Source organism: Alloacidobacterium dinghuense (assembly GCF_014274465.1).
Classification (GTDB): Bacteria; Acidobacteriota; Terriglobia; order Terriglobales; family Acidobacteriaceae; genus Alloacidobacterium; species Alloacidobacterium dinghuense.
The window spans coordinates 4,569,205-4,588,193 of record NZ_CP060394.1 but is presented as its reverse complement, the minus strand read 5'-3'; the positions used below and the strand labels follow the sequence as shown (position 1 = coordinate 4,588,193).

Genomic DNA, 18,989 nt, shown 5'->3' with positions numbered 1-18,989 from the left:
TCTTTATATCTTCTTCTTTTCGTCGATTTCCGGCGTGAGGCCTATCTGTTTCACAATCGCTTGAAAGCTGGGATTTGCCCGCATGCGATCAAAGACCGGATCAATATTCAAGTAAATCATCGCGCTCGATTTTTCCTGTACCGCTTTCTGCAACCACGTCACGCAATTCGTATCGTCACCGAGGGCCGCAAACACGGCCGCAATCTCGGCTGAAGAGATGTACCGCTCCTGCGTGTCTTTGATCAGCGAATCGAGGATCTGGCGCGCATCCGCGCTGCGATGCGACATGGCGTAACAACGGGCCAAATATGCCTGGGACACGGGATCGCCATGGGACAGATCGACACCCTTCTTGAACTCGCTGCACGCCTCGGTGTATCGCCCGGTGTAGAGGTAATCGAGGCCCAGGACGCGGTGAGCCTGCACGAAATCTGGATCGATCTCGATTGCCTTCCGTGCCTGAGGGATCGAGCGGTCGTATTCGCGGGCCATCAGGTGATGCCACGCCATGTGCTCGTTGAGGATTCGGTCCATTGGCTCGATGTAGAGCGCCTGTTCACTTTGCTCGTGCGATTCCAGGATGCGACCCTCAGCCATCAGCTCATGCGAATACCAATGGCGGGCGTTCACGTTTTTCGGATCGAGTGCGAGAGCGCGCTTGAATTCGGCTTCCGCGCCAGGCCAATCCCAGTCATAGGTGAGTTTGATGTAGGCCAGAGAAGTATGCGCGTCCGACGAACTGTCGTCGAGCACAAGCGCCTTGTGCACCGCTTCTTCAGCCTTGGGTATCGCGATCTGCGGGGCCAGGAAGCTACTTCCGTAAGACCCTGCTGTGATGTAGGCGTCGGCGAGACCGGCATAGGCTTCGGCGTAGCTCGGGTCAGCATTGATCGCTTGTCGGAAGAGATCCAGACTCTGCTGCACCGACTCGATGCTTCGCTTGTTCCACAAGGCTCGGGCGCGGGTATACAGATCGAAGGCCTGGGCATTCTCGGGCTGGCCTGCGTGGTGCGCCTCGACCTTTATGGGTTCAGTCCGGGAGGCTGCCCAATGCTTCCATAGAAGGAATCCTGCCACGACGACTCCAGCTGCCAGCACGAGACTGGCAACGTACCGCCATGTCGTCGACTTGCTGCTTTTGGGAATCGTGGCGTGCTGATCCCCGTCTGGCTGCTGCGTGCTCGTGGTTGAGTCGGGTGTCTTTCCAGACGGTAGGCCAATCGCTTCAGCTGCCTCTTCAGCCGCTTGCACCGATTCACAGACGGTGGCGTCAAAGCGGTATCCGCGCTTTGGAACAGTCGCAATATATTGCCGTCCATCGATCTGCTCGCCGAGGGTCTTTCGTAGCAGCGAGATATTTACCGTCAGATTGATTTCTTCAACGAAGCTATCGGGCCAGATTTCATGCATCAGCTCTTCGCGGCTTACCAGACGCCCATGGCGTTTTACCAGCGCGAAAAGCAGCTCATAGGCCTTGGGCGCCAAAGGGATGGGCTTCTCTTCCCGCAGCAGAAGATGCTCCGACGGAACTAGTCGGAATGGTCCGAAGCTGTAGTTTGCGCTATCCACGACGATCGAAACCCGCGCAGAATGGCCCCAAGAAAGCCCCAAGCTTTTCCTAAGCATAGTCCAAGCAGATGAAAAGAAGGGACAAAATTCCCTTCGCCAGTGGTCGTCCAGCCTATCTTTCGGTCATTGATCTCGAGAATGTCATTTCCAAGAAACTCTGTCAGATAGCAGGCATTCACGACGCCGGTTCAGATTCACAAACGAATTTCCAATCTATCTTTCAGCGATTCCAAACGACATAGGCCGGGAGATTTTCATACTTTTCGGTTGCTGCCGCTCCCCTCCGGCGGACTCAACTTTGACGGAAAAGGATGAAATTCCCATGCATCTGACATACAGCTCCCACATTCGCAAAACCATCGCAGCTCTCACCTTTACAGCAGTGGCCTCGGGTCTCTGCTTTGCCCAGTACCACCGCGACCGCGACGCAGACGACGCATTTTTGCCCAGTCCCGTTCGCACAGCCTCCACCGTGCCCAGCAATGGAGACGTCAATCCCTACGGCGTAGCCTTCATCAAGGACAATTTCCAGACCGGCTCCGGGCCTCTGCAGCACGGCGACATTCTAGTTTCCAACTTCAACAACAACCAAAATCTTCAGGGAACCGGTACCACGATCGTCCGGATCCCAAAGAGCGGTTCGCCATCACTCTTTTTTCAGGGAACGGCGCCTTTGGGGCTTTCCACTGGGCTCGGTACGCTTCAGTACGGGTTCGTGCTGGTCGCCAACCTTCCCACAGCCGATGGGACGTCTGCGACGGCAAAGCCTGGCTCGTTGCTGGTGATCAACAATCAGGGAAAGCTGATTCAAACGTTTACCAGCGCGCAGATCAACGGGCCCTGGGACATGACGGTGGTAGACAAGGGCGATCGCGCGATCGTTTTCTTTTCGAATGCCCTGGATGGCACCGTAAGCCGGATTGATTTCGGAGTGAGCGATGCAGGACTGACCAAGCTGGATCACTACACGATCGCCTCTGGCTTCATGCATCAGGGTGATCCTGCGGCTTTGTTCGATGCGCCTACCGGTCTCGTCTACGACCAGCGCGGCGATCGGCTGTACGTGGCTTCGACGCTGGATAACGCGGTGTTCGTTGTGCGCGACGCCATGCGGCGGACGAGCAGCGACGGTCCGGGCAGCATCGTTTACCAGGACAACACGCATCTCCACGGTGCCTTGGCGATGGCGGAAGCGCCGAACGGTCATCTGCTGGTCACCAATAACGACGTTATCAACAGCGATCCCAACCAGCCCAGCGAGATCGTTGAATTCACAAAAGACGGCCAATTTGTGAAGGAGATTCCGGTGGACCCCAACCAGGGTGGATCGTTCGGTCTCGCAGTGAACAAGGTGAACGACGATACCGCGATCCTCGCTGCGGTAGACGACAACACCGCCTCGCTCACGATTTGGACGCTGAATCTGGACTAAGCCCGATTCGCCACTCTCCGACTGCTTCCGGTTGAGCCAGATAACCTCAACCGGTTTAACCGGAAGCTCAACTCAAGAATTTCGCACAAAGGAAATTGAAATGACGAAGGCATTCAGCAACACAACCATCGGCGAATCGGTTCTTCAGTTCGCTGCTCTACTCATAAAATCGCTTCTTCTGCTCTCAGCTCTATTCGTGCTCTTACAGCAGGGAAGCAATGCCCATGCCCAGGAATGGGATCGTGGAGATACCTTAAAGGCCGACCTGGTCTCGTTTGAACAGGTTCCCTCTGTTCTCGCACCGAGTCACGGGAAGTTCGAAGCTCAGATCAACGATAACGAGACGATCTCATTCGAGTTGTCATATGCAAACATGAGCAGCGCTGTTGTTCAGGCCCACATTCACTTCGGTGCAAGCATGACGAATGGCGGCGTTGTTGTATTTCTGTGCGGCGGCAACGTAAAACCGCCGTGCCCTGCTTCCGGCACGGTAACCGGAACAATCACTGCCTCGGATGTAAGTATTCTGCCGTCAACCAACGTCGACTCGGTCATTCCCCAGGGTATCGAGCCAGGCAATTTGGCGGGTCTCATTAAGGCAATCCGCCGCGGCGATACCTACATCAACGTCCACACCACGAATTTTCCTTCGGGTGAAATCCGCGGCCAGGTTCGCATTCAGTAACCGCATGGTGGCTGACAAAGCAATAGCCGACATGGAGGATTCAGACCAGTTTCCTCGTTTGCTTAGATAGGCGGTGTGCGGCAACCACCTCATAGCGCCTATCCCTGGCCGATTCGGTTGGGCCCTGAGTTTGAAAATGCGTCTTGATCTCGTGCAACCAAAAAGAAAGGAAAGAGCCATGGATAACCAAGTCAATCAGTCTTGTTCTCTTGTCGATTTCCTGCTGGGAGACGGTATCCGCCCCGGCTGGCTGGACAAGCAGAGCCATCATGCTTTCGCCAACATCGAAGTAAGCTGCCCCGGTTACGCTGGAGATCAAGGCAGACGAGAGGTCACCGAATGCGTGGTGAGAGGAGTGTGGCATGGTGGCGGCGCGCAGAATGCGTTCGGGAGCGGCGTACAGCGTTTTACGACTTTTGAGCCGGCAACCATTGAGAGATCGATGATCGGCTCGAATCTGAGATTTTAGAGGCGCTGCGATGGTTGAATTCGCCACTTCTTTACGGAGCTATGATCTGGTATTTGCTGTACATGTCTGTGTCTGTGCTCATATGCAGCGGACTCTCTATTCCTGCCGGGCCGCGTTGACCGTGCTTGGCCAAGCCGATATACTCAATAAGTACCAAGCGGGAGTAGCTCAGTGGTAGAGCATCGCCTTGCCAAGGCGAGGGTCGCGGGTTCAAATCCCGTCTCCCGCTCCAGTCAGCTGCCATCGGGTTAGTTCAAAAAATACCTGACCGCAGAATGGCTTCAACACCGCCGAATGAAGTAAGATTTCCTATCCAAGGCGCGGTACCCAAGCGGTAAGGGAGAGGTCTGCAAAACCTTTATGCGTCGGTTCGATTCCGACCCGCGCCTCCAAGCTATTAAACAACAATGGCTTACGCTCAACAGCGGGGCTCAAAACTTCTGCTGTTTTTACTTCGAGGCGGACCAGAAGCGGACCGTCAAATCCAATTATCTCAAGTAGGGCAGTGCTGTTACTGTTTGGGACAGACCTCTCCGTTGTAGACCTTTTCCCAACACGATCTGCGGGCTTACCGCGGCACGCCCCACTTTATGACGCCGCAATTGTCAGCCCTTAACTGGTGAACCTGGAACGCGCCCTCTTGGGTTGTAATGAACTGTCACCGTCCGAACAGCCGGTTTTACGGCAACTTGGATTGCCGTCGAAGCGCTGGAATGTTGGTTGGCACTCGCCTCTAGTGGTTGGAAACGTGATCCCCGTTTATGGACAGAAGCTGTTATTGCTTTGAGGCACTGGATCGGCCGGATCGCTTAGTGATTGCGCTCTTCGGCAATCGCGGAACAACCTGAACGCCCGCCCAAAGCGTTGCGATCGTTTGCTCGACCACGAGAGTCTGGTCAGGCAAGTCAGGCACAACCCCTTGGATGACCATGAGCGTGGCGAGGCCAAAGATTGTGTACCACCAGGTGTGGGCCACCACTATGTCATTCTTACTTGGCAATCCTTCATCCTTGGCAACGTCGATAAAGAGCTGCACGAATCGCCGGAACAACGGCCTGCCAATATCGTCGATATATTGTCCAGCGCGAATGCCGTTGCGGTTCTCCGGCCCGAAGAAGACGTTGCGAAACTGCTGTGGATGGGCAGTGCAGAATTGAATTAAGCCGCGTGAAGTCGCAAAAAGGCGCTCCTTCGGTCGAAGAGGTTTAGCGGCAATCGCGTCGAAGTTCTGAATCAGCAGCCCGATCGTCTCCCTGCTCAGTTCGGCAAGAATATGCGCTTTGTCGGGGAAATGTTGATAAATCACGGCGTGCGTATAGCCGATCTCTTCAGCGATAGAGCGAAGCGTCACAGCTTCGTAGCCGCGATCGGCAAACATTTTGCTGGCGGCCGCAAGGATTTCGCCCCGCAACCTCTCCTTGCGCTCTGCCCGGCGGCTTGGTGATGTGGATGTCACTTCAATAGCTTAGCCCCTTTTGAAGATTCTTGCTACCGATTGTTTATTTACAACCACTGGCCATTAGACCACTGATTAATTTGCAACCACTGGTTATTACTCGTCCTCTAATCGTCAGGTCGCTCATTAGGATGGGCGGCCAAATCGAGGCACAAGGAGGATGCGATGAAAGTTCTAGTGATTGGAGCAGCGGGCAAGAGCGGAGAAGCGCTGGTAAATGAGGCGTTGGCGGCTGGGCATAAGGTGACGGCTTTCGTGCGCGGTGCCGCGCAGTACAAGAAGGCGAACGTCAGAGTTGTTGCGGGCGACGTGCTGGACGCGGCCGCGGTCGACGTTGCGGTCGCCGGACAGGATGCGGTCATCGACGCGCTGGGCGGCAAGACGCCGTGGAAAGTGACGACAATGGAAACGAGCGCGGCACACAATATTGTGGACGCGATGCGACGCAATGGCGTGCGGCGGTTGCTGAAGATTTCGGTGGTTGGTGCGGGCGAGAGCGTCAAGAACGCCGGCTTCTTCAACGAGCACCTGCTCATGCGGACGTTTCTGCGGGGTCTGCTGGTAGACAAGGCGGGCATGGAGGCCGAGATCGAAGGCAGCAACCTGGACTGGACGCTCGTACGACCGCCGATGTTGACCGACGGGGAGAAGACCGGCGTTGCCAGGGTGCTGAGCACGGAGGGCGGCGAAAAGGCGCACAAGATCGGGCGGGCAGATCTGGCAGCCTTCATGGTGCAGCAACTGGAAAGCAGCCGGTATGTGCGTCAGGCCGTGACAGTGACGACCACGTAGCTAGGCCTCCGCGAGGATCAACCCCTCTCTCATCGAGGCGATCCGATCAGCTGTGTAAGGGGCCTGTAACGATTCATGCGACAGATAACTGTGGAAACCCACGGGACTAGCGGAGTGCTAGCTCCGCAACTCACAAGCTCTGACATTCACCCCAGAGCACCAACTTCGTTCACGAAAGGAAACTTATATGTCAAACTTCCCCACTCCGCTTGAAGAAGTCATTCATCACAACGTCATTAAGAACAACAAAACAGGCGGCCCGGCGCTGGCTATCGGGCCTATGCAATTGCTATGGAGGGCACTGGGAGAGAACACGGGCTATACCTTCTCCATTTATGAGACCACGGTCGTGCCGGGCATGGGTATTCCACTTCATAAGCACCCATTTGCGGAGTTTTTCTATGTACTGGAAGGCACTCTGGCTATTGGGTCCTGGAACAGCGAGGGCGCCGCTGAGTGGAACGTGTATGAATCCGGCGAAAGCCTGGTGGTGCAACCCAATGCGCCTCACACATTCTTCAACAAGAGTGAGCATCCGTGTCGCATGCTGAGTGTTTCAACGTATCACCACGAGCGGATGATGAAGGATGCAGTGCAACCGGATGGCAGGACAGATTTCCTGCCTGCTCAACTCTCTCAGGCTGATTTTGTGAAGTTGACAAAGTCCATGGAAAAGAACCAGACATTCCTTGTCGCAGACCATGCTTAGCATGGGCCATCTCTTGAGTTCACCCTTGAACTCAAGAGATGCAGCAACTGGGAAGCAGCCGGTATGTGCGTCAGGCCGTGACGGTGACGACCACATGGCAAGGCCTCCGCGAGGATCAACCACCTCTCTCATTCAGGTGACCCGGAGGCCGTCCCACCAATTCACTCCTCGAGGAATTGAGTTGGTTTGAGCGATTCTCGCCGAGATGCCAGCGTGCGCCGCGAGATTTCGAGTTCGCTGTCGAGCGCACGAAGCTGGAAATAAGCCGTTGCTACATTGGTCACCAGCGAAGAAATCACCGCTCGCTGCCCCCACTCGGTTGCGAATAATTGGGCTCGAGCCGCTTCGGTTTGTCTGCGATACTTCCCCCAGAAGTCCAGATTCCAGATCACCGATAGATTCAGTTCGCCTGTGTTGACCTGATAAGCGGGAAATACATTTGTCACCTTGGCGTTTTGTTGGCTGTAAATGTCGGCGCCGACGCTTGCGGACGGAAATCGGTTGGCGCGGGTAATGCCGACTTGTGCCTGAGCTTCGAGCACTCGAGCGGCGGCGATGCGCACATCATAATTTTGCGCAATGGCGGTGTGAATCAGCTGCGTGAGCACCGGATCCTCATAAAGCTGCCACCATTGCTCGTTGCCAAGCGACGAGGCTTGGGTGGCTTGTTGCGGTTCCGGCGTACGGTACTGTTGAGGAACATTCACCGCAGGCCGTTTGTACTTCGGCCCCATCATGCAGCCGGTTTCTTGAACCAGCACGGCTAGGATTCCTAAGTGTGCAGTGTTCTTCATGATTCAATCTCCCAGAGTGGGCGTTTCGGCGGGAGCGAGTGGCAATACTTCCGCTTCTCAGCGCCTGAGAACCTCTCAACTACGTAGAAAATCGCGGGAACAAAGAATCTGCCGACAAACGTCTCGGCCAGCATGCCTCCGATCACAGTCATTCCTATGATGTGTCGTGCGATTGAGCCTGCACCGGATGCGATCCAGAGCGGCACGCACCCGACAAATAAAGGCGAGCGCGGTCATCATGAGCGGCCGAAAGCGAAGCCTTGCGCCGTCCAGCGCAGCATCGATTAGGGGCTTGCCGCGTTCGTACTCTTCTTTCGCGAACGCGACAATCAGAATGGAATTCTTCGCGCCCAGGCCGATGAGCATCACCAGGCCGATCTGGGTGTACACATCGTTTTCCATTTGAATCATGTACGGCGGCAGGAACCAGCCGAGCACGACGCGACGCAGCCAGAGTGCCGCAACCGCGCCAAATACTGCGACCGGAGTGCTCAGCAGTACGCTCCATGGCAGCGACCAGCTCTCATACATCGCAGCGAGAACGAGAAACACGAAGAGCAGCGATAGGCCAAAAATTGCCCAGGCCGGTACCCCTTGGCGCGCTTTCTGCTCTTGATACGACATGCCCATGTAGTCGAAGCCCATTTGGTGGGGCATGGTTTGCCTGAACACGTCTTCCAGTGCCGCTGTCGCCTGTTCCGAGCTGTAGCCGGGCGCAGCGCTGCCGATAATTTCGGCAGAGCGATACTCGTTGTAGCACAAGGTGAATTCCGGGCCGTAACGAGTCTCGAAGTTTGCGAGCGCGGAAAGCGGTACATTTTGACCCTGGTTGTTGCGAACATAGAACTGTCCAAGATCTTGCGTACTGGATCGGTAAGGCGCTCTCGATGCTGGGCCTGGTTCTGGCAATCGGCCTCGTGGTCGACGACGCGATTGTGGTTGTCGAAGGCGTGCAGCGCCGCCTCTGATGGTGCCGCGATAGAAAGCATAGACCTCTAGAGATGGGCCGGGCACCACCCCAGACGCTTACTGAATGACATGTGACGCTGCTGGAGATTTCTGCTCTGCTACGGCAATTCTCTGTTCACTGACAAATCGCTCTAGGCGTTGCATGGCTTGTGCCTGATGCTGCTGAGTCGGGTGAGCGTATCTGAGCACCATTTGGATTCGGGAATGGCCCAGCATGGCTGCCATTGCACAAGATCAATGCCGGACCTGGCTGCGCGAGTCGCCCAGGTGTGCCGAAGGTCATAAAGTCTAAACGGCGCAACCTTGGCATCCCTCACAGCCCGGTCATGAGCATTATTGACTTTTGGCACTGGGCGAGTCGGATTCGTTTCACAGGGGAACAGGTACGGCTCTGCTCCATTTATTCGGCGGATTAGAACTTCCTTGGCTGCTCCGGTGAGCGCAATCTGGCGACGAGCCGCCTTCGTCTTGCCGTAGGGATTGAAAAGGTAGCCACTCGCCAGAAAGACGTTTTCTCGACGGATGCGGAATACCTCTTCAGGGCGCATTCCTGTTTCAAGCATCAGAGTTGCCACATCGCGGAGCCGTGGTGTTGCAGCTTTCAAATAACTTTCTTGTTCGTCGTAGGTAAGAACACGCGTTTGTTCATTCTGCTCTTTAAGAAACTTCACCCGGCTCGCCGGATTTCTGAGGGGTATGTCTGACTTTATAGCGTAATTAAAAACGGCCTTCAGGCAGGCCAATTCTCGATTCACAGTTGCTGGGCGCAGCCTCTTGCTAATCTGCTTTCTCTTGTTCCTTCCAGCCCGAACGGTCTTGTTCTCCGCAGATCGGGCGGCCTTGAAGCGTTCCACATGTTCTGGCGTGATCTTGTCCAGGGGCGTGTCTTTGAAATGGCGAAGCAGGGCCACGCTGCTCACCCGATAGCGCCGATGCGTTTCCGGGTGTGACTGATGCTCGTGAGCAGACCACGAGAGAAAATCATCAAGCGCCTGTTTAAATGATGGAATCCGCTTGCGCTCCATTATTCCGACCTCGCCCTTTACCAGTGCAGTACGAAACGCTGCTTCCATCTGGCGAGCTGCACGATGATTGCCCTGGCCTGTACTCTTCTGAATATGCTTGCCTTCGGTGACGGTATTCTGCGACTTAGCGGAGGAATACCCGAGCAGGTTGGAACTGCTGGTTGCCAGGATTGTTGTTGCCGAACCAGTAAGAAATCTGCCCCTGTGCATGTTCGCCACCCGGAAGGACAAGGTATGCAAGTTAGGATGCGAAGAGTGTTGAACATGTTCACGCCGCCTCTGTTTATGGTCTGGGCGGTCGGCATGATATGGCGTATCCGGCTTGGATTGCACTGAAGATGTTTGACGCCGCGGGCTTTCACCTCGGTCGGGCCGCTATTTGTCGTGCAGCAGGTTCTGGTTCACCTTGTAATTGCCCGGTCCGCCCGTTACCGCAACAGGGACAACCGCGCCCGCATGCTTCTTCTTGAAGAACGGCGCCAACGGCTTGAGCAGAACTGACTTGAACCCGGTCGTAACGTGCGAGATGTCGGACTCCATCTTCAGCTCGCCCAGCATGTGCACGTTGCCGTTCCGCAGATCGTACGTACCCTTCAAATCCGCCGAGGCTCCCGGCAAGGTAAACGTCAACCGCTCCGTCGAGACCACTCCCTCGCGAACCTTAACCTGTCCTTCAAGGCTGGACAGGACCGCTGCCGCGGGATCTGCCTGCGCAGGGTCAGGATCATCCTTTGGCGGCTTCAGGCCTTGCGCCCGCTCGCTGAAATTCGTAAGCGTGTTTTCCTTCTCGGGATCGCTTACCCGCTCCCGGGGCAGAACAAAGCTGCCATCCATCGTCAGTCTCTTAAGGAACGCCGTTCCGTCCTGTTGCACCGCAAGATGCGCATGAACTTTTAATGCCACGGGTCCCGCAACCGGCGGCTCATGGTGAAGGAAAGGGCGCAACAGATCCTGAACCCGCGCTTTCGTGGTCATCAAATCAAGATCCGTTGTCTTCGGCGTGTTCGCCGCCCCTGTGACCGTGCCTGCCGCATCTACAGTGCTCTCCCCGGTTTTGACCTCGATCCGGTGGAGCACCACATTGCCGGTGAGACCATTCACGGTGCACTGTACCGATCCGTTGACTGGCGTCGACTGGCCGTCCTCAACCGCCAGATCATGCGTTAACGCCGAGGCAAACAACTCAATCGCGGCCAGGGCGCCCGAAAAATGGCCGTCCGATGCCAGCGTTCCGTGCAGCTCTCCGATCTGATCCAGATGGACGCCCGTGAACGTGAACCTGCCCGATAGCTGCGTCCTTCCCAGGTTCTTCGGAGTCACCGGACCGAAGCTGCCGATCGCATGGATCTGCCCCGCAGGCCACGCATTCTGCATGTCCACAACGTAAGGAGCGGCTTGCCCCTGCCGCACATTGCGCATGATCAGCTGACGAATCACATAGGTGTAGCGACCGCCATTCTTGCGCGTCAGGTCGAGCGCCGCGTCATGAATCACCAGCTTCTCCACCGCTGTTTCCGGACCCGCAAAGTCTCCGCTGCTTCCAGGCGGAAAATCCTCCTGCATCGCCCGGCTGCCCACCGGGGGAATGACCACGTGCAGACCCTTGATATCTACAAACCGCACCTGCTTCCGGAACAGAAGCAGGTCCAGCCAACTCCCCTGAACGATCAGGTCCTCGGTCGACCCCACCGGTGGAAGATCGGGCGCCGTGTTCCGCCGTAATGTGAGCGCCTTGGCTACAAATCCAGGATGCGGGAAATAGGTGCGGTGATACGCGCTCACTGTGATGCGGCTCGCCAGTAGTTGCTCAAGCAGCGGTTTCACATTGCGATAGCGATATGGCCAATGCTGATCAATGATGTAAATGCCCGCTACCAGAGCCACAACCACCGGCACACCCATAGCCAGCACCCACAGCAGCCGTCTGCGGTGTCTCTTCACGAATGAGGGAGGCTCGAAGGTCGTCCCGGTTTCTTTCATGAAGCTGCCCGCCTTTGCCCACGCGATGTTCCTTGGGATGCAGCCGGGCTGGCTGTCAGTTGCGGCTCGCTATTTCAGCGGCGAATCTCGTTCAGCCCAAGGCTCGTCGCCTGCACTGCGACTTCGATGACGATCCCCGTCCGGATTCTCATCGTTTCGCGATTCGAGGATCACGGTTTTGTAGTCGCCTGCCGGAAGATCCTCGAGATGAGGGCTATCGTACCGTTTCCATCGGTACACTTGGGCTCGCAGCGTCCGTGGCATTGAAGAGTCGCGTAAGCCTTATCATTGTGAGCAGATCTTTCGCGGAAGTCGAACCGGTTGCTGGTGCTTCACCAAGTCGATACGAGGTGACCGCGCTCCCTCTCTGATCGAGTGCCGCACCTTCGTACGCGAGAGAGCCGACGCTGACGCTGTACTGGTCACGGAGAGCCCCCCAACGACCGTAGCCAAGTCGTCATACTCACCCGTGAACATTTACACGCCGCCAGGCGTCGAAAGATTTGTGACCGTCCTGTTGCCATCCTGGAAGATCAACGTCATCAGACCCACGACGTGCACGTAATTCGCGGTGATGAGATCCTCAAAGAGGGGGATGCTCAGTTCGCAAAATCCCGGGAACTGCTCCCCCAAGGAAATAAGTGGGAACGGCATGGACACGAACGTTTAAAAAACCTCTTCGCTCCGAGAGAAAGTAGATTGTCTTTCCATCCGGAGACCAACTCTGAAAGAGAAGAATCAATAGCGGTCCGAACGCTCAGCCCGAAAGGATCATTTTCTTGAGCATGGCAAAGCCGGCTGTGTGATCGGCAGATCCACACTGATGGCAGCATGGTCTGATAAAGGCTCGTTCAGTGCTTGGTTCGCTTCGTTCATAGTGCGTGCAAAGCCAGGCGCGAAGCGATAGGAGTCAGCCGCCGCCGAATCCTCTTTCAAATAGCCTTTCACAAATATCCAGTCGAGCCTGAATTTTCCTACTGCCCCCATGGTTCGGGGCAATGCGAAAGTTGTAACAAATCCCTTGCTGGCGCGCTCGTTTGAATTGCCCAACGTTCCCTCACGGTCGTTCACCGAGAGTTCCGCATCCCCGCGAAAATCGATGCGGGTGCCGTCATCGAAACGATCCTTATTCAAGTCTTTGAAGAATCCCTGTTCGGGATTTGCCGCCAGTAACGGAACTCCCGACGCTGTTGGATCGCCCTGGAACTTCGTCCTCTTAAAGCCGAAACTGGCAATGTCCATGACAAGCCCCACTCCCGTGGCGTACTTGATGCCTTGTGTGGCCCAAAACGCGGGATTGTTTATCTTTTTGAGCGCCGCCGATTTTAAGCTGAGAACCGAGCCATCCTCCCCGGTTGTGTTCATATCCCCGGCGACGATCACGGGATTGCGAATCGGGCGAATCATGTCAAAAAGCTCATCCGCCTCTTCGACTCGGCCTTTCGGCGTGGTGCGGTTCTCAAGGTGAGTCGCAACGATGGTAACCTGCTGTCCCGGAAGATCAGGCACATCGATCGTCGCAATGAGGTTGGTGCGGCCTCCGCGGCGCACCTCGCGCACGATTGTTTCTCCGAAGAGGAGACTAGCGCCCTTACGTTTGCCGGCCTCAACGGACCCATACTTCTTCTCGCCGTTGTACCAGTCGTAAGCCTGATACTTGAAGGGCACGAGCTTTACATCCCGCAGAGGATAGCGAGAAAGAATGGCCGTGCCATGCAGCCCGAGAAAACGCGTCTTGTCGGTGCTGAACAGTTCGTCCAACTCCTTGCGCTCGGCCTCATTTTCCACATTCGCGAACGATTGGGTACCTAACACTTTGGGATCAACTTCTACAAACTCGACGCCATAGGCCCAATTCATCTTGAGTGCATCGGCGAGATCCTTTACCACGGCCCGGTAGCCGCTTCTCTTCATGCCCCAATCGAGCTCATTCAGCACGAGCACGTCTGCCGATTGAAGTACGTCCATCTGCGCACTCAGCACCTCGTCGTTTGCCTTTTCGGTGTTCGTATTGTTGGCAGCCTCGCTGTGTACTTTGGCGATAAATGCTTGCTTATCGGTCAGCAATAACTTGATCTCATCGAATGAGATTCCTCTCTCGATGTTCCATTCGACGAGGCGTAGCGAGGGCCCCAAGCCCTTGAGATCGGGGCGGAGAGGCTTTGTTCCAGCGAAGTACGCCTCATTATTGATAAAGGGGGTTGTCAGTAGAGTGTTGAGCTTTTTCGCCAGAGCAGGATCGACGGTTTCCTGCTCACCGAGAGCCATCAGTTCCTGATAAGTCAAAAGCTGCGGCTGCGAGTTGCGTATGTAATCCGCATTACGCTTATTCTGAGCGGATACGTTGGAACACAAGGTCAATGCCAGGAGCAGGAAGAGTTGTCCCGCGACTGCATGGGGACTGACATAGTCGTTTGTTGGAAGACCGCTGGCTTTGAGACGCGCTTGGCCGAACTTCATCATCGCGAGAGGTTCCTCCCATTGATTATGACTTCATAGTGGAGAATACTTGTCGCCGGCTGTCGTGGCTATCAGGAAATTCCTAACCTTCAGAGACCCTGATTCAGCCACGGGCCACTAACTCAGAATGCTTTGAGTCCTTCGTCGCGAAAGAGAGTGCATGCGTGTTCAACCGCTTCGGGACCTGGCGGCTGAACATCGTTGAGCGTGTAGTTTAGCTTGAGTTCCTTCCATTTGAATCGGCCTATTTGTGAAGCGGCAAAACGTCAACTCGCTCTACGTTGCCCAGGCTGGCGGCGAATTTCGCTATCTGCGCGATCTCGCCATCGTTATCCGTGAGTCCGGGAACCAGGACAAACCTTAACCAGGCTGCTTTCCCGCGGTCGGCCAGCCGCCGCGCGAAATCCAGGGTCGGCGCATTGTCCATGTGCGTGAGATGACGATGGCGTTCTGGATCCCAAGTCTTGATATCCATAATTACAAGGTCGATCTGTTCCAACTTGGCATCGGTGAGACGTTTATGGAGCGAGCCGTTTGTGTTCAGCGCCGTATGGATTCCCGTCGCTTTCGTGGCTGTGAGCAGCTTGACGACGAATCGATCTTGCAGGAGAGGTTCTCCGCCGCTCAATGTGAACCCTCCTAACAGGATTTTCAGTCCATGAGGATACTTGCGGAGTTCCTCAGTTGCGCGATTTACCGTCACGGGAATGCCATTGCTCATCGTCCACGTATCGGGGTTATGGCAATACAGGCATCGCCAATGGTAGCCTGTTGCCCATCCCACAACCCGAACGCCCGGCCCATCGACGGTCGAGCCGGTGGCGAATGAATGAAGAAAGCCCCATGTCTCCTGCGGCAAGCGCAGACCGCACGTCCGACTCCGGCGTTCCCTTCCCGAGATCATCGTATTCCGGCGTATGAAGAAATCGAACAATGCGTAGTTAATGAAGAAGTCATCGATAATTTCCTGCGCCTGTTGCTCGGTAATTGCGCCTGAGGCAAGATCGCTTTCGAAGTAGATATCAAGGAAGGTTGATGTGCTGCCAAGGGAAATGGCTGCACCGTTTTTGTTCTTTCACCGCGGCCAAGTATACGAAGTACAGCCATTGCACAGCCTCGCGTGCGCTACGAGCAGGCTCAGAGATATCCAAGCCGTAGCTTGAGCCATCTGGTTCAGTTCGTGAGGGCACGAATCTGTTCACTGAGTTCCTCGCGGTCACGAATGATGCTTTCGGTCGACATTGCGGAATCAAGGCTGAGCTTCTCTCCTTGCTTGTGCTTGATGAGAAGGGAGACTCCGTAGAGGACAACGCGGCGGTAGTCGCCGATGATGCGACCGCGTCCGCAGGCATCTGGCAAACCAATCAAGATATGAGAACTGCGACACCGCCTCACGTCTGCTGTGTAAGCATCGAGGACGCCGTCATTTATGGGTTCTGCGGTACTTCGAGAATATTTCGACAACTTGCGGGTCAGGCGTATATCCGTATACCTTCAGTGCGCTTTCGACCATTCGAAAGCCGCCGTTCGGCATATTGCCCGCTTCAAGGGAGCTTCGGTCTGAAGGCCAACGATGATTTCATTCTTGCGATCGATATAGCCTGGGCCGTGTGTTGTGTTCCTTATGGCTTCTTTCGGCGCGCATGAGCCGCCAACATGGCGACGCCACAGCTGGCAATCCGCGACCGTACGCTATCGGCGCGACTGGTAAGTATGATCGGGACTCTCGCCCCCAGCACCAACCCGGCACTGTCCGCATTGGCCAGGAAGCTGAGTTGCTTGGCAAGAATGTTTCCCGCTTCAAGGTCGGGCGCCAGAAGGATGTCCGGATCACCTGCGACAAGAGAGCGGATCCCTTTGGTCTCCGCCGCCCGCTTGCTGATTGCGTTGTCGAACGCAAGCGGACCATCCAGAATCGCGCCCGTGATCTGTCCCCGCTCCGCCATCTTGCAGAGTGCAGCGGCGTCGATGGTGGCCGGCATTTTAGAAGTCACGGTTTCGACTGCGGACAAGATTGCGACCTTGGGCTTCTTGAGTCCAAGCGCGATGATGAGATCAATTGCGTTCTGACAAATGTCCGCCTTGTCTTCCAGTGTGGGTGCAATGTTGATCGCTCCATCCGTAACGAACAGCACCTTGTGATATGTAGGAACATCCATAACAAACACGTGGCTGATGCGACGCGCGGTGCGGAGGCCTCCCTCGCGCGAAACCACCGCAGACATTAGCTCGTCGGTGTGCAGGCTGCCTTTCATCAGAAGTGCCGCCTGGGCCTCGCGAACTAATTCGACCGCCTTTGTCGCCGACGCATGGCTGTGCGGAGTATCCACGATTTGATGCTTGCTGATGTCAATCCCTGTGGATTTAGCGGTCGCTTCGATCTTGTCGCGAGGACCGATCAGGATTGGAAAGATCAGTCCCAGATTCGCTGCCTCAATCGCGCCTGATAGTGCTGACTCCTCGCAAGGGTGCACTACTGCGGTTGGAACCGGCTTCAGGTTCTTGCATTTCGTCAACATTTGTTCATACTTGCCAGTTCCGGTTTGTTGACTCACTCCTACCTCCTATGCCCTTTGTGAGGGGGCCCTTCGGCTTCGCGCCCATGGCTTGTGCGATCATCGCAGCGCCCATAGAAGACCCCACTCCAACTTCAGCCTGGCAATTCTCTATCGCGTTTTCCCGGCTCGAGCACCCCGAGTCATGCCACCTCGGCTGCTTTAATGACTCTACCTACAAGCCACTTGCAGAAGAATGTGTAAGGTAATCGCGTGCTCTACATTCGGGATGGCGAAAGAAGAAATATCAAGCACCGGTGATGCAAACCCGTAGTCATAACTTCGGAGTGTCGCATTGTAACGGCGTCTCCGTTATATGTAGAACGACAGAACGACTATTGCAGACGCTCGCATCGTTCGAGAACTGTCAGTTCTGCTAGTCTTTGCCGAAAGGCGCAAGCATCCGTTCTTTCGCAGAAGGTCTTTGTAAATCGGGTCGTCTTTCAGTTTGGCTCTTCCACACCGCTGCGTGCTGCGCGCAAATCACTCCGGTTTGTGCTGCGCGGAAGCTATCGCGATTTCGCGCTGTCTCCATTTGGTTGTTCCTGAAGCTCTGGCAGAACTAACAGTTTGCAAGAAGTCTCTTATCTGGCATCGTTCCTGCGGAGTAGCAGGTTTTTGGGCATGAGACAAAACAACACTACTCGGTGGAGAGAGACTCTACAGGGTATCGTCGCGACGATCATCGTGTGCGCGACGAGCTTACAAGCTCAAATCCAGAAATCTCAAAGCCCGGATCTACAAGTCTTGAAAGACAAAATGCAGCGGCTTGAGGAGGAGATGCAAGAGCTGAAAGATGAGATCAACGTGGCGGAGCAGGCCCAGCCAACGCCACTTGCAGCCGCCGTAGCCGCGCTACGCACGCCGGCTCCTCCTCCCATGGCGAATGAGAAGGCGTCCACAGAACGGGAAAAGTCAGAAAGCACGATCGACCTGTACGGCTTCGTCATGACCGACACTGGGTACGACTTCGGCCAGATTGACCCGCAATGGTTTGATGTCGAGCGTCCCACCAAATTGCCGGCGTTTGCAAATGAGTTTGGAGGCAATGGAAATACCTACTTCGGCGTGCGTCAAACACGATTTGGAGTTAGGACTTCGACCCCGACTGACTGGGGTGATCTTAAGACCCAGTTTGAGTTCGAATTGTTCGGGACCGGAGTTGACGCGGGTCAGACAACTTTTCGACTTCGACATGCTTACGGGGAGTTAGGGCAATTCGGCGCCGGCCAAACCTGGAGCCCGTTCATGGACATCGATGTGTTCCCGAACTTGCTTGAGTATTGGGGACCGAACGGGATGGTTTTCTTCCGCAACGTACAAGTCCGCTGGATGCCAATACGCAGTAGCCATACCGAAGTCATAGCAGCGCTAGAGCGACCCGGCGCCAGTGCAGACCAGGGTGTCTATTCCGACCGCATTGAGTTACAGAACGTCAAGCCACGCTTTAATTTGCCCGATGTTTCTGGGCACGTGCGGTTGACGAGGAATTGGGGCTACGTCCAGGCGGCAGGGATTTTCAGGAAAATCGGATGGGTCGACTACAACGACCCTAAGTACAACCTCAGTGGTACCGCTTACGGGTGGGGTGTAAATGTCACCTCGAATCTTAAGTTGAGCAGTCGGGATATAGCCAGGCTCGCTGTTGTCTACGGTGAGGGCGTAGAGAACTACATGAATGATGCGCCTGTCGATATCGGCATCAAGAACAATTTCGGGAATCCCGTCACACCCGTCAAAGGTGTGCCTCTGCCAGTCCTCGGGGTGGTTTCGTTCCTCGATCATAACTGGGGCGAACGCTTCAGCAGTTCGGCTGGCTACTCCATGGTCAACATCGATAATTCGAACGCGCAGAACCCAGCCGATTTTCATCAAGGGCACTATGCACTCGCCAATCTGCTTTATCACCCGGTTCCCACGGTCACGATGGGCGGTGAATTCCAGTTCGGCAGACGCCTGAACTTCAGCGATGGTTACAGTTTTAACGACTACAAGATGCAGTTTTCTTTCAAGTACGACTGGAAGAAAAGCTTCGCATATTGATTGGGTGAGAGGTGCTGAATATGTCGTCGGCAATTAGTCGCAAATACGCCC

The 18,989-nt window shown here is 55.4% G+C and carries 18 protein-coding genes, 2 tRNA genes and 3 pseudogenes; 9 read left to right on the top strand and 14 right to left on the bottom strand.

The features are described 5' to 3' along the window. Nucleotides 1-3 precede the first annotated feature (3 nt). Entirely contained in the window at nt 4-1,611 is a 1,608-nt protein-coding gene (locus tag H7849_RS27130; protein ID WP_285288901.1) for a winged helix-turn-helix domain-containing protein, read from the bottom strand. Nucleotides 1,612-1,891: 280 nt separating this feature from the next. Here H7849_RS27130 and H7849_RS18955 point away from each other — a divergent pair, with 280 nt between their 5' ends. The 5 genes from H7849_RS18955 (at nt 1,892) to H7849_RS18935 (ending at nt 4,547) form a co-directional block, all read left to right on the top strand. Further along, entirely contained in the window at nt 1,892-3,001 is a 1,110-nt protein-coding gene (locus tag H7849_RS18955; protein WP_186741571.1) for an NHL repeat-containing protein, read from the top strand. 100 nt (nt 3,002-3,101) lie between these two features. Continuing rightward, entirely contained in the window at nt 3,102-3,686 is a 585-nt protein-coding gene (locus H7849_RS18950) for a CHRD domain-containing protein (protein ID WP_186741569.1), read from the top strand. 178 nt (nt 3,687-3,864) lie between these two features. Further along, entirely contained in the window at nt 3,865-4,155 is a 291-nt protein-coding gene (locus H7849_RS18945) for a hypothetical protein (protein WP_186741567.1), read from the top strand. A gap of 157 nt (nt 4,156-4,312) precedes the next feature. Continuing rightward, nucleotides 4,313-4,387: transfer RNA gene (locus H7849_RS18940), tRNA-Gly, on the top strand. 85 nt (nt 4,388-4,472) lie between these two features. After that, a tRNA-Cys gene (locus H7849_RS18935) sits at nt 4,473-4,547 on the top strand. A gap of 383 nt (nt 4,548-4,930) precedes the next feature. Here H7849_RS18935 and H7849_RS18930 read toward each other — a convergent pair. Then, the gene (locus H7849_RS18930; protein ID WP_186741565.1) at nt 4,931-5,611 is read right to left on the bottom strand and encodes a TetR/AcrR family transcriptional regulator; all 681 of its coding nucleotides are present in this window, start codon (nt 5,609-5,611) and stop codon (nt 4,931-4,933) included. A gap of 165 nt (nt 5,612-5,776) precedes the next feature. Between H7849_RS18930 and H7849_RS18925 the strand changes: the two genes are divergently transcribed. Both H7849_RS18925 and H7849_RS18920 read left to right on the top strand, forming a co-directional pair. Further along, nucleotides 5,777-6,403, top strand: coding sequence for an NAD(P)-dependent oxidoreductase (locus H7849_RS18925; protein WP_186741564.1), 627 nt, complete (start codon nt 5,777-5,779; stop codon nt 6,401-6,403). A 187-nt stretch (nt 6,404-6,590) separates the two neighbouring features. Next, on the top strand, nt 6,591-7,112 hold the full coding sequence (locus tag H7849_RS18920) for a cupin domain-containing protein (RefSeq protein WP_186741562.1): 522 nt from the start codon (nt 6,591-6,593) through the stop codon (nt 7,110-7,112). 161 nt (nt 7,113-7,273) lie between these two features. Here H7849_RS18920 and H7849_RS18915 read toward each other — a convergent pair whose 3' ends face one another. From H7849_RS18915 to H7849_RS18910, 3 genes and pseudogenes are all read right to left on the bottom strand, one after another. Continuing rightward, nucleotides 7,274-7,906, bottom strand: coding sequence for a TolC family protein (locus H7849_RS18915; RefSeq protein ID WP_186741560.1), 633 nt, complete (start codon nt 7,904-7,906; stop codon nt 7,274-7,276). After that, the gene (locus tag H7849_RS26940) at nt 7,903-8,112 is read right to left on the bottom strand and encodes an efflux RND transporter permease subunit (RefSeq protein WP_251106354.1); all 210 of its coding nucleotides are present in this window, start codon (nt 8,110-8,112) and stop codon (nt 7,903-7,905) included. The genes H7849_RS18915 and H7849_RS26940 overlap by 4 nt, the downstream gene beginning before the upstream one ends. A 70-nt stretch (nt 8,113-8,182) precedes the next feature. Continuing rightward, nucleotides 8,183-8,815 (bottom strand): annotated as a pseudogene (locus tag H7849_RS18910) (efflux RND transporter permease subunit); the annotation flags it as partial. Here H7849_RS18910 and H7849_RS27595 point away from each other — a divergent pair. After that, nucleotides 8,788-8,865, top strand: a pseudogene (locus H7849_RS27595) (efflux RND transporter permease subunit); the annotation flags it as partial. The pseudogenes H7849_RS18910 and H7849_RS27595 sit on opposite strands and share 28 nt — an antisense overlap. A gap of 141 nt (nt 8,866-9,006) precedes the next feature. Here the strand turns inward: H7849_RS27595 and H7849_RS18905 are convergent. From H7849_RS18905 to H7849_RS18870, 9 genes and pseudogenes are all read right to left on the bottom strand, one after another. Then, nucleotides 9,007-10,110 carry a tyrosine-type recombinase/integrase gene (locus H7849_RS18905; protein WP_186741558.1) on the bottom strand — a complete coding sequence of 368 codons (1,104 nt, stop codon included), beginning with the start codon at nt 10,108-10,110 and terminating at the stop codon, nt 9,007-9,009. Between the two features lie 165 nt (nt 10,111-10,275). Next, the gene (locus H7849_RS18900) at nt 10,276-11,880 is read right to left on the bottom strand and encodes an AsmA family protein (RefSeq protein WP_186741556.1); all 1,605 of its coding nucleotides are present in this window, start codon (nt 11,878-11,880) and stop codon (nt 10,276-10,278) included. 477 nt (nt 11,881-12,357) lie between these two features. Then, on the bottom strand, nt 12,358-12,534 hold the full coding sequence (locus tag H7849_RS18895; RefSeq protein WP_186747923.1) for a hypothetical protein: 177 nt from the start codon (nt 12,532-12,534) through the stop codon (nt 12,358-12,360). A gap of 117 nt (nt 12,535-12,651) precedes the next feature. Next, nucleotides 12,652-14,343, bottom strand: a complete 1,692-nt coding sequence (locus H7849_RS18885) for an endonuclease/exonuclease/phosphatase family protein (protein WP_186741554.1) — start codon at nt 14,341-14,343, stop codon at nt 12,652-12,654. 241 nt (nt 14,344-14,584) lie between these two features. Further along, nucleotides 14,585-15,244, bottom strand: coding sequence for a radical SAM protein (locus H7849_RS18880; RefSeq protein WP_222439686.1), 660 nt, complete (start codon nt 15,242-15,244; stop codon nt 14,585-14,587). A gap of 30 nt (nt 15,245-15,274) precedes the next feature. Then, nucleotides 15,275-15,400 (bottom strand): annotated as a pseudogene (locus H7849_RS27590) (pyruvate formate lyase family protein); the annotation flags it as partial. Further along, nucleotides 15,363-15,530 carry a pyruvate formate lyase family protein gene (locus H7849_RS27585; protein ID WP_222439685.1) on the bottom strand — a complete coding sequence of 56 codons (168 nt, stop codon included), beginning with the start codon at nt 15,528-15,530 and terminating at the stop codon, nt 15,363-15,365. The pseudogene H7849_RS27590 and the gene H7849_RS27585, both read right to left, overlap by 38 nt. Continuing rightward, a complete protein-coding gene (locus tag H7849_RS26535) occupies nt 15,514-15,804 on the bottom strand; it encodes a pyruvate formate lyase family protein (RefSeq protein WP_285288900.1) in 291 nt (96 codons plus the stop codon). Before H7849_RS26535 ends, H7849_RS27585 begins: the two co-directional genes overlap by 17 nt. A gap of 158 nt (nt 15,805-15,962) precedes the next feature. Further along, on the bottom strand, nt 15,963-16,895 hold the full coding sequence (locus tag H7849_RS18870) for a bifunctional enoyl-CoA hydratase/phosphate acetyltransferase (protein ID WP_186741552.1): 933 nt from the start codon (nt 16,893-16,895) through the stop codon (nt 15,963-15,965). 624 nt (nt 16,896-17,519) lie between these two features. On the opposite strand from H7849_RS18870, the gene H7849_RS18865 reads away from it, so the two are divergent. Then, nucleotides 17,520-18,938 carry a DcaP family trimeric outer membrane transporter gene (locus tag H7849_RS18865; RefSeq protein WP_222439683.1) on the top strand — a complete coding sequence of 473 codons (1,419 nt, stop codon included), beginning with the start codon at nt 17,520-17,522 and terminating at the stop codon, nt 18,936-18,938. Nucleotides 18,939-18,989: the final 51 nt, after the last annotated feature.

What these genes read in the sequence shown, in the direction of transcription:
- H7849_RS18955 (WP_186741571.1), top strand. Translation starts at nt 1,892, where the DNA reads ATGCATCTGACATACAGCTCCCACATTCGCAAAACCATCGCAGCTCTC.
- H7849_RS18895 (WP_186747923.1), bottom strand. Translation starts at nt 12,534, where the DNA reads ATGCCGTTCCCACTTATTTCCTTGGGGGAGCAGTTCCCGGGATTTTGC.
- H7849_RS18880 (WP_222439686.1), bottom strand. Translation starts at nt 15,244, where the DNA reads ATGATCTCGGGAAGGGAACGCCGGAGTCGGACGTGCGGTCTGCGCTTG.
- H7849_RS18905 (WP_186741558.1), bottom strand. Translation starts at nt 10,110, where the DNA reads ATGCACAGGGGCAGATTTCTTACTGGTTCGGCAACAACAATCCTGGCA.
- H7849_RS18950 (WP_186741569.1), top strand. Translation starts at nt 3,102, where the DNA reads ATGACGAAGGCATTCAGCAACACAACCATCGGCGAATCGGTTCTTCAG.
- H7849_RS18900 (WP_186741556.1), bottom strand. Translation starts at nt 11,880, where the DNA reads ATGAAAGAAACCGGGACGACCTTCGAGCCTCCCTCATTCGTGAAGAGA.
- H7849_RS18945 (WP_186741567.1), top strand. Translation starts at nt 3,865, where the DNA reads ATGGATAACCAAGTCAATCAGTCTTGTTCTCTTGTCGATTTCCTGCTG.
- H7849_RS18865 (WP_222439683.1), top strand. Translation starts at nt 17,520, where the DNA reads ATGAGACAAAACAACACTACTCGGTGGAGAGAGACTCTACAGGGTATC.
- H7849_RS18920 (WP_186741562.1), top strand. Translation starts at nt 6,591, where the DNA reads ATGTCAAACTTCCCCACTCCGCTTGAAGAAGTCATTCATCACAACGTC.
- H7849_RS18925 (WP_186741564.1), top strand. Translation starts at nt 5,777, where the DNA reads ATGAAAGTTCTAGTGATTGGAGCAGCGGGCAAGAGCGGAGAAGCGCTG.
- H7849_RS18885 (WP_186741554.1), bottom strand. Translation starts at nt 14,343, where the DNA reads ATGATGAAGTTCGGCCAAGCGCGTCTCAAAGCCAGCGGTCTTCCAACA.
- H7849_RS18915 (WP_186741560.1), bottom strand. Translation starts at nt 7,906, where the DNA reads ATGAAGAACACTGCACACTTAGGAATCCTAGCCGTGCTGGTTCAAGAA.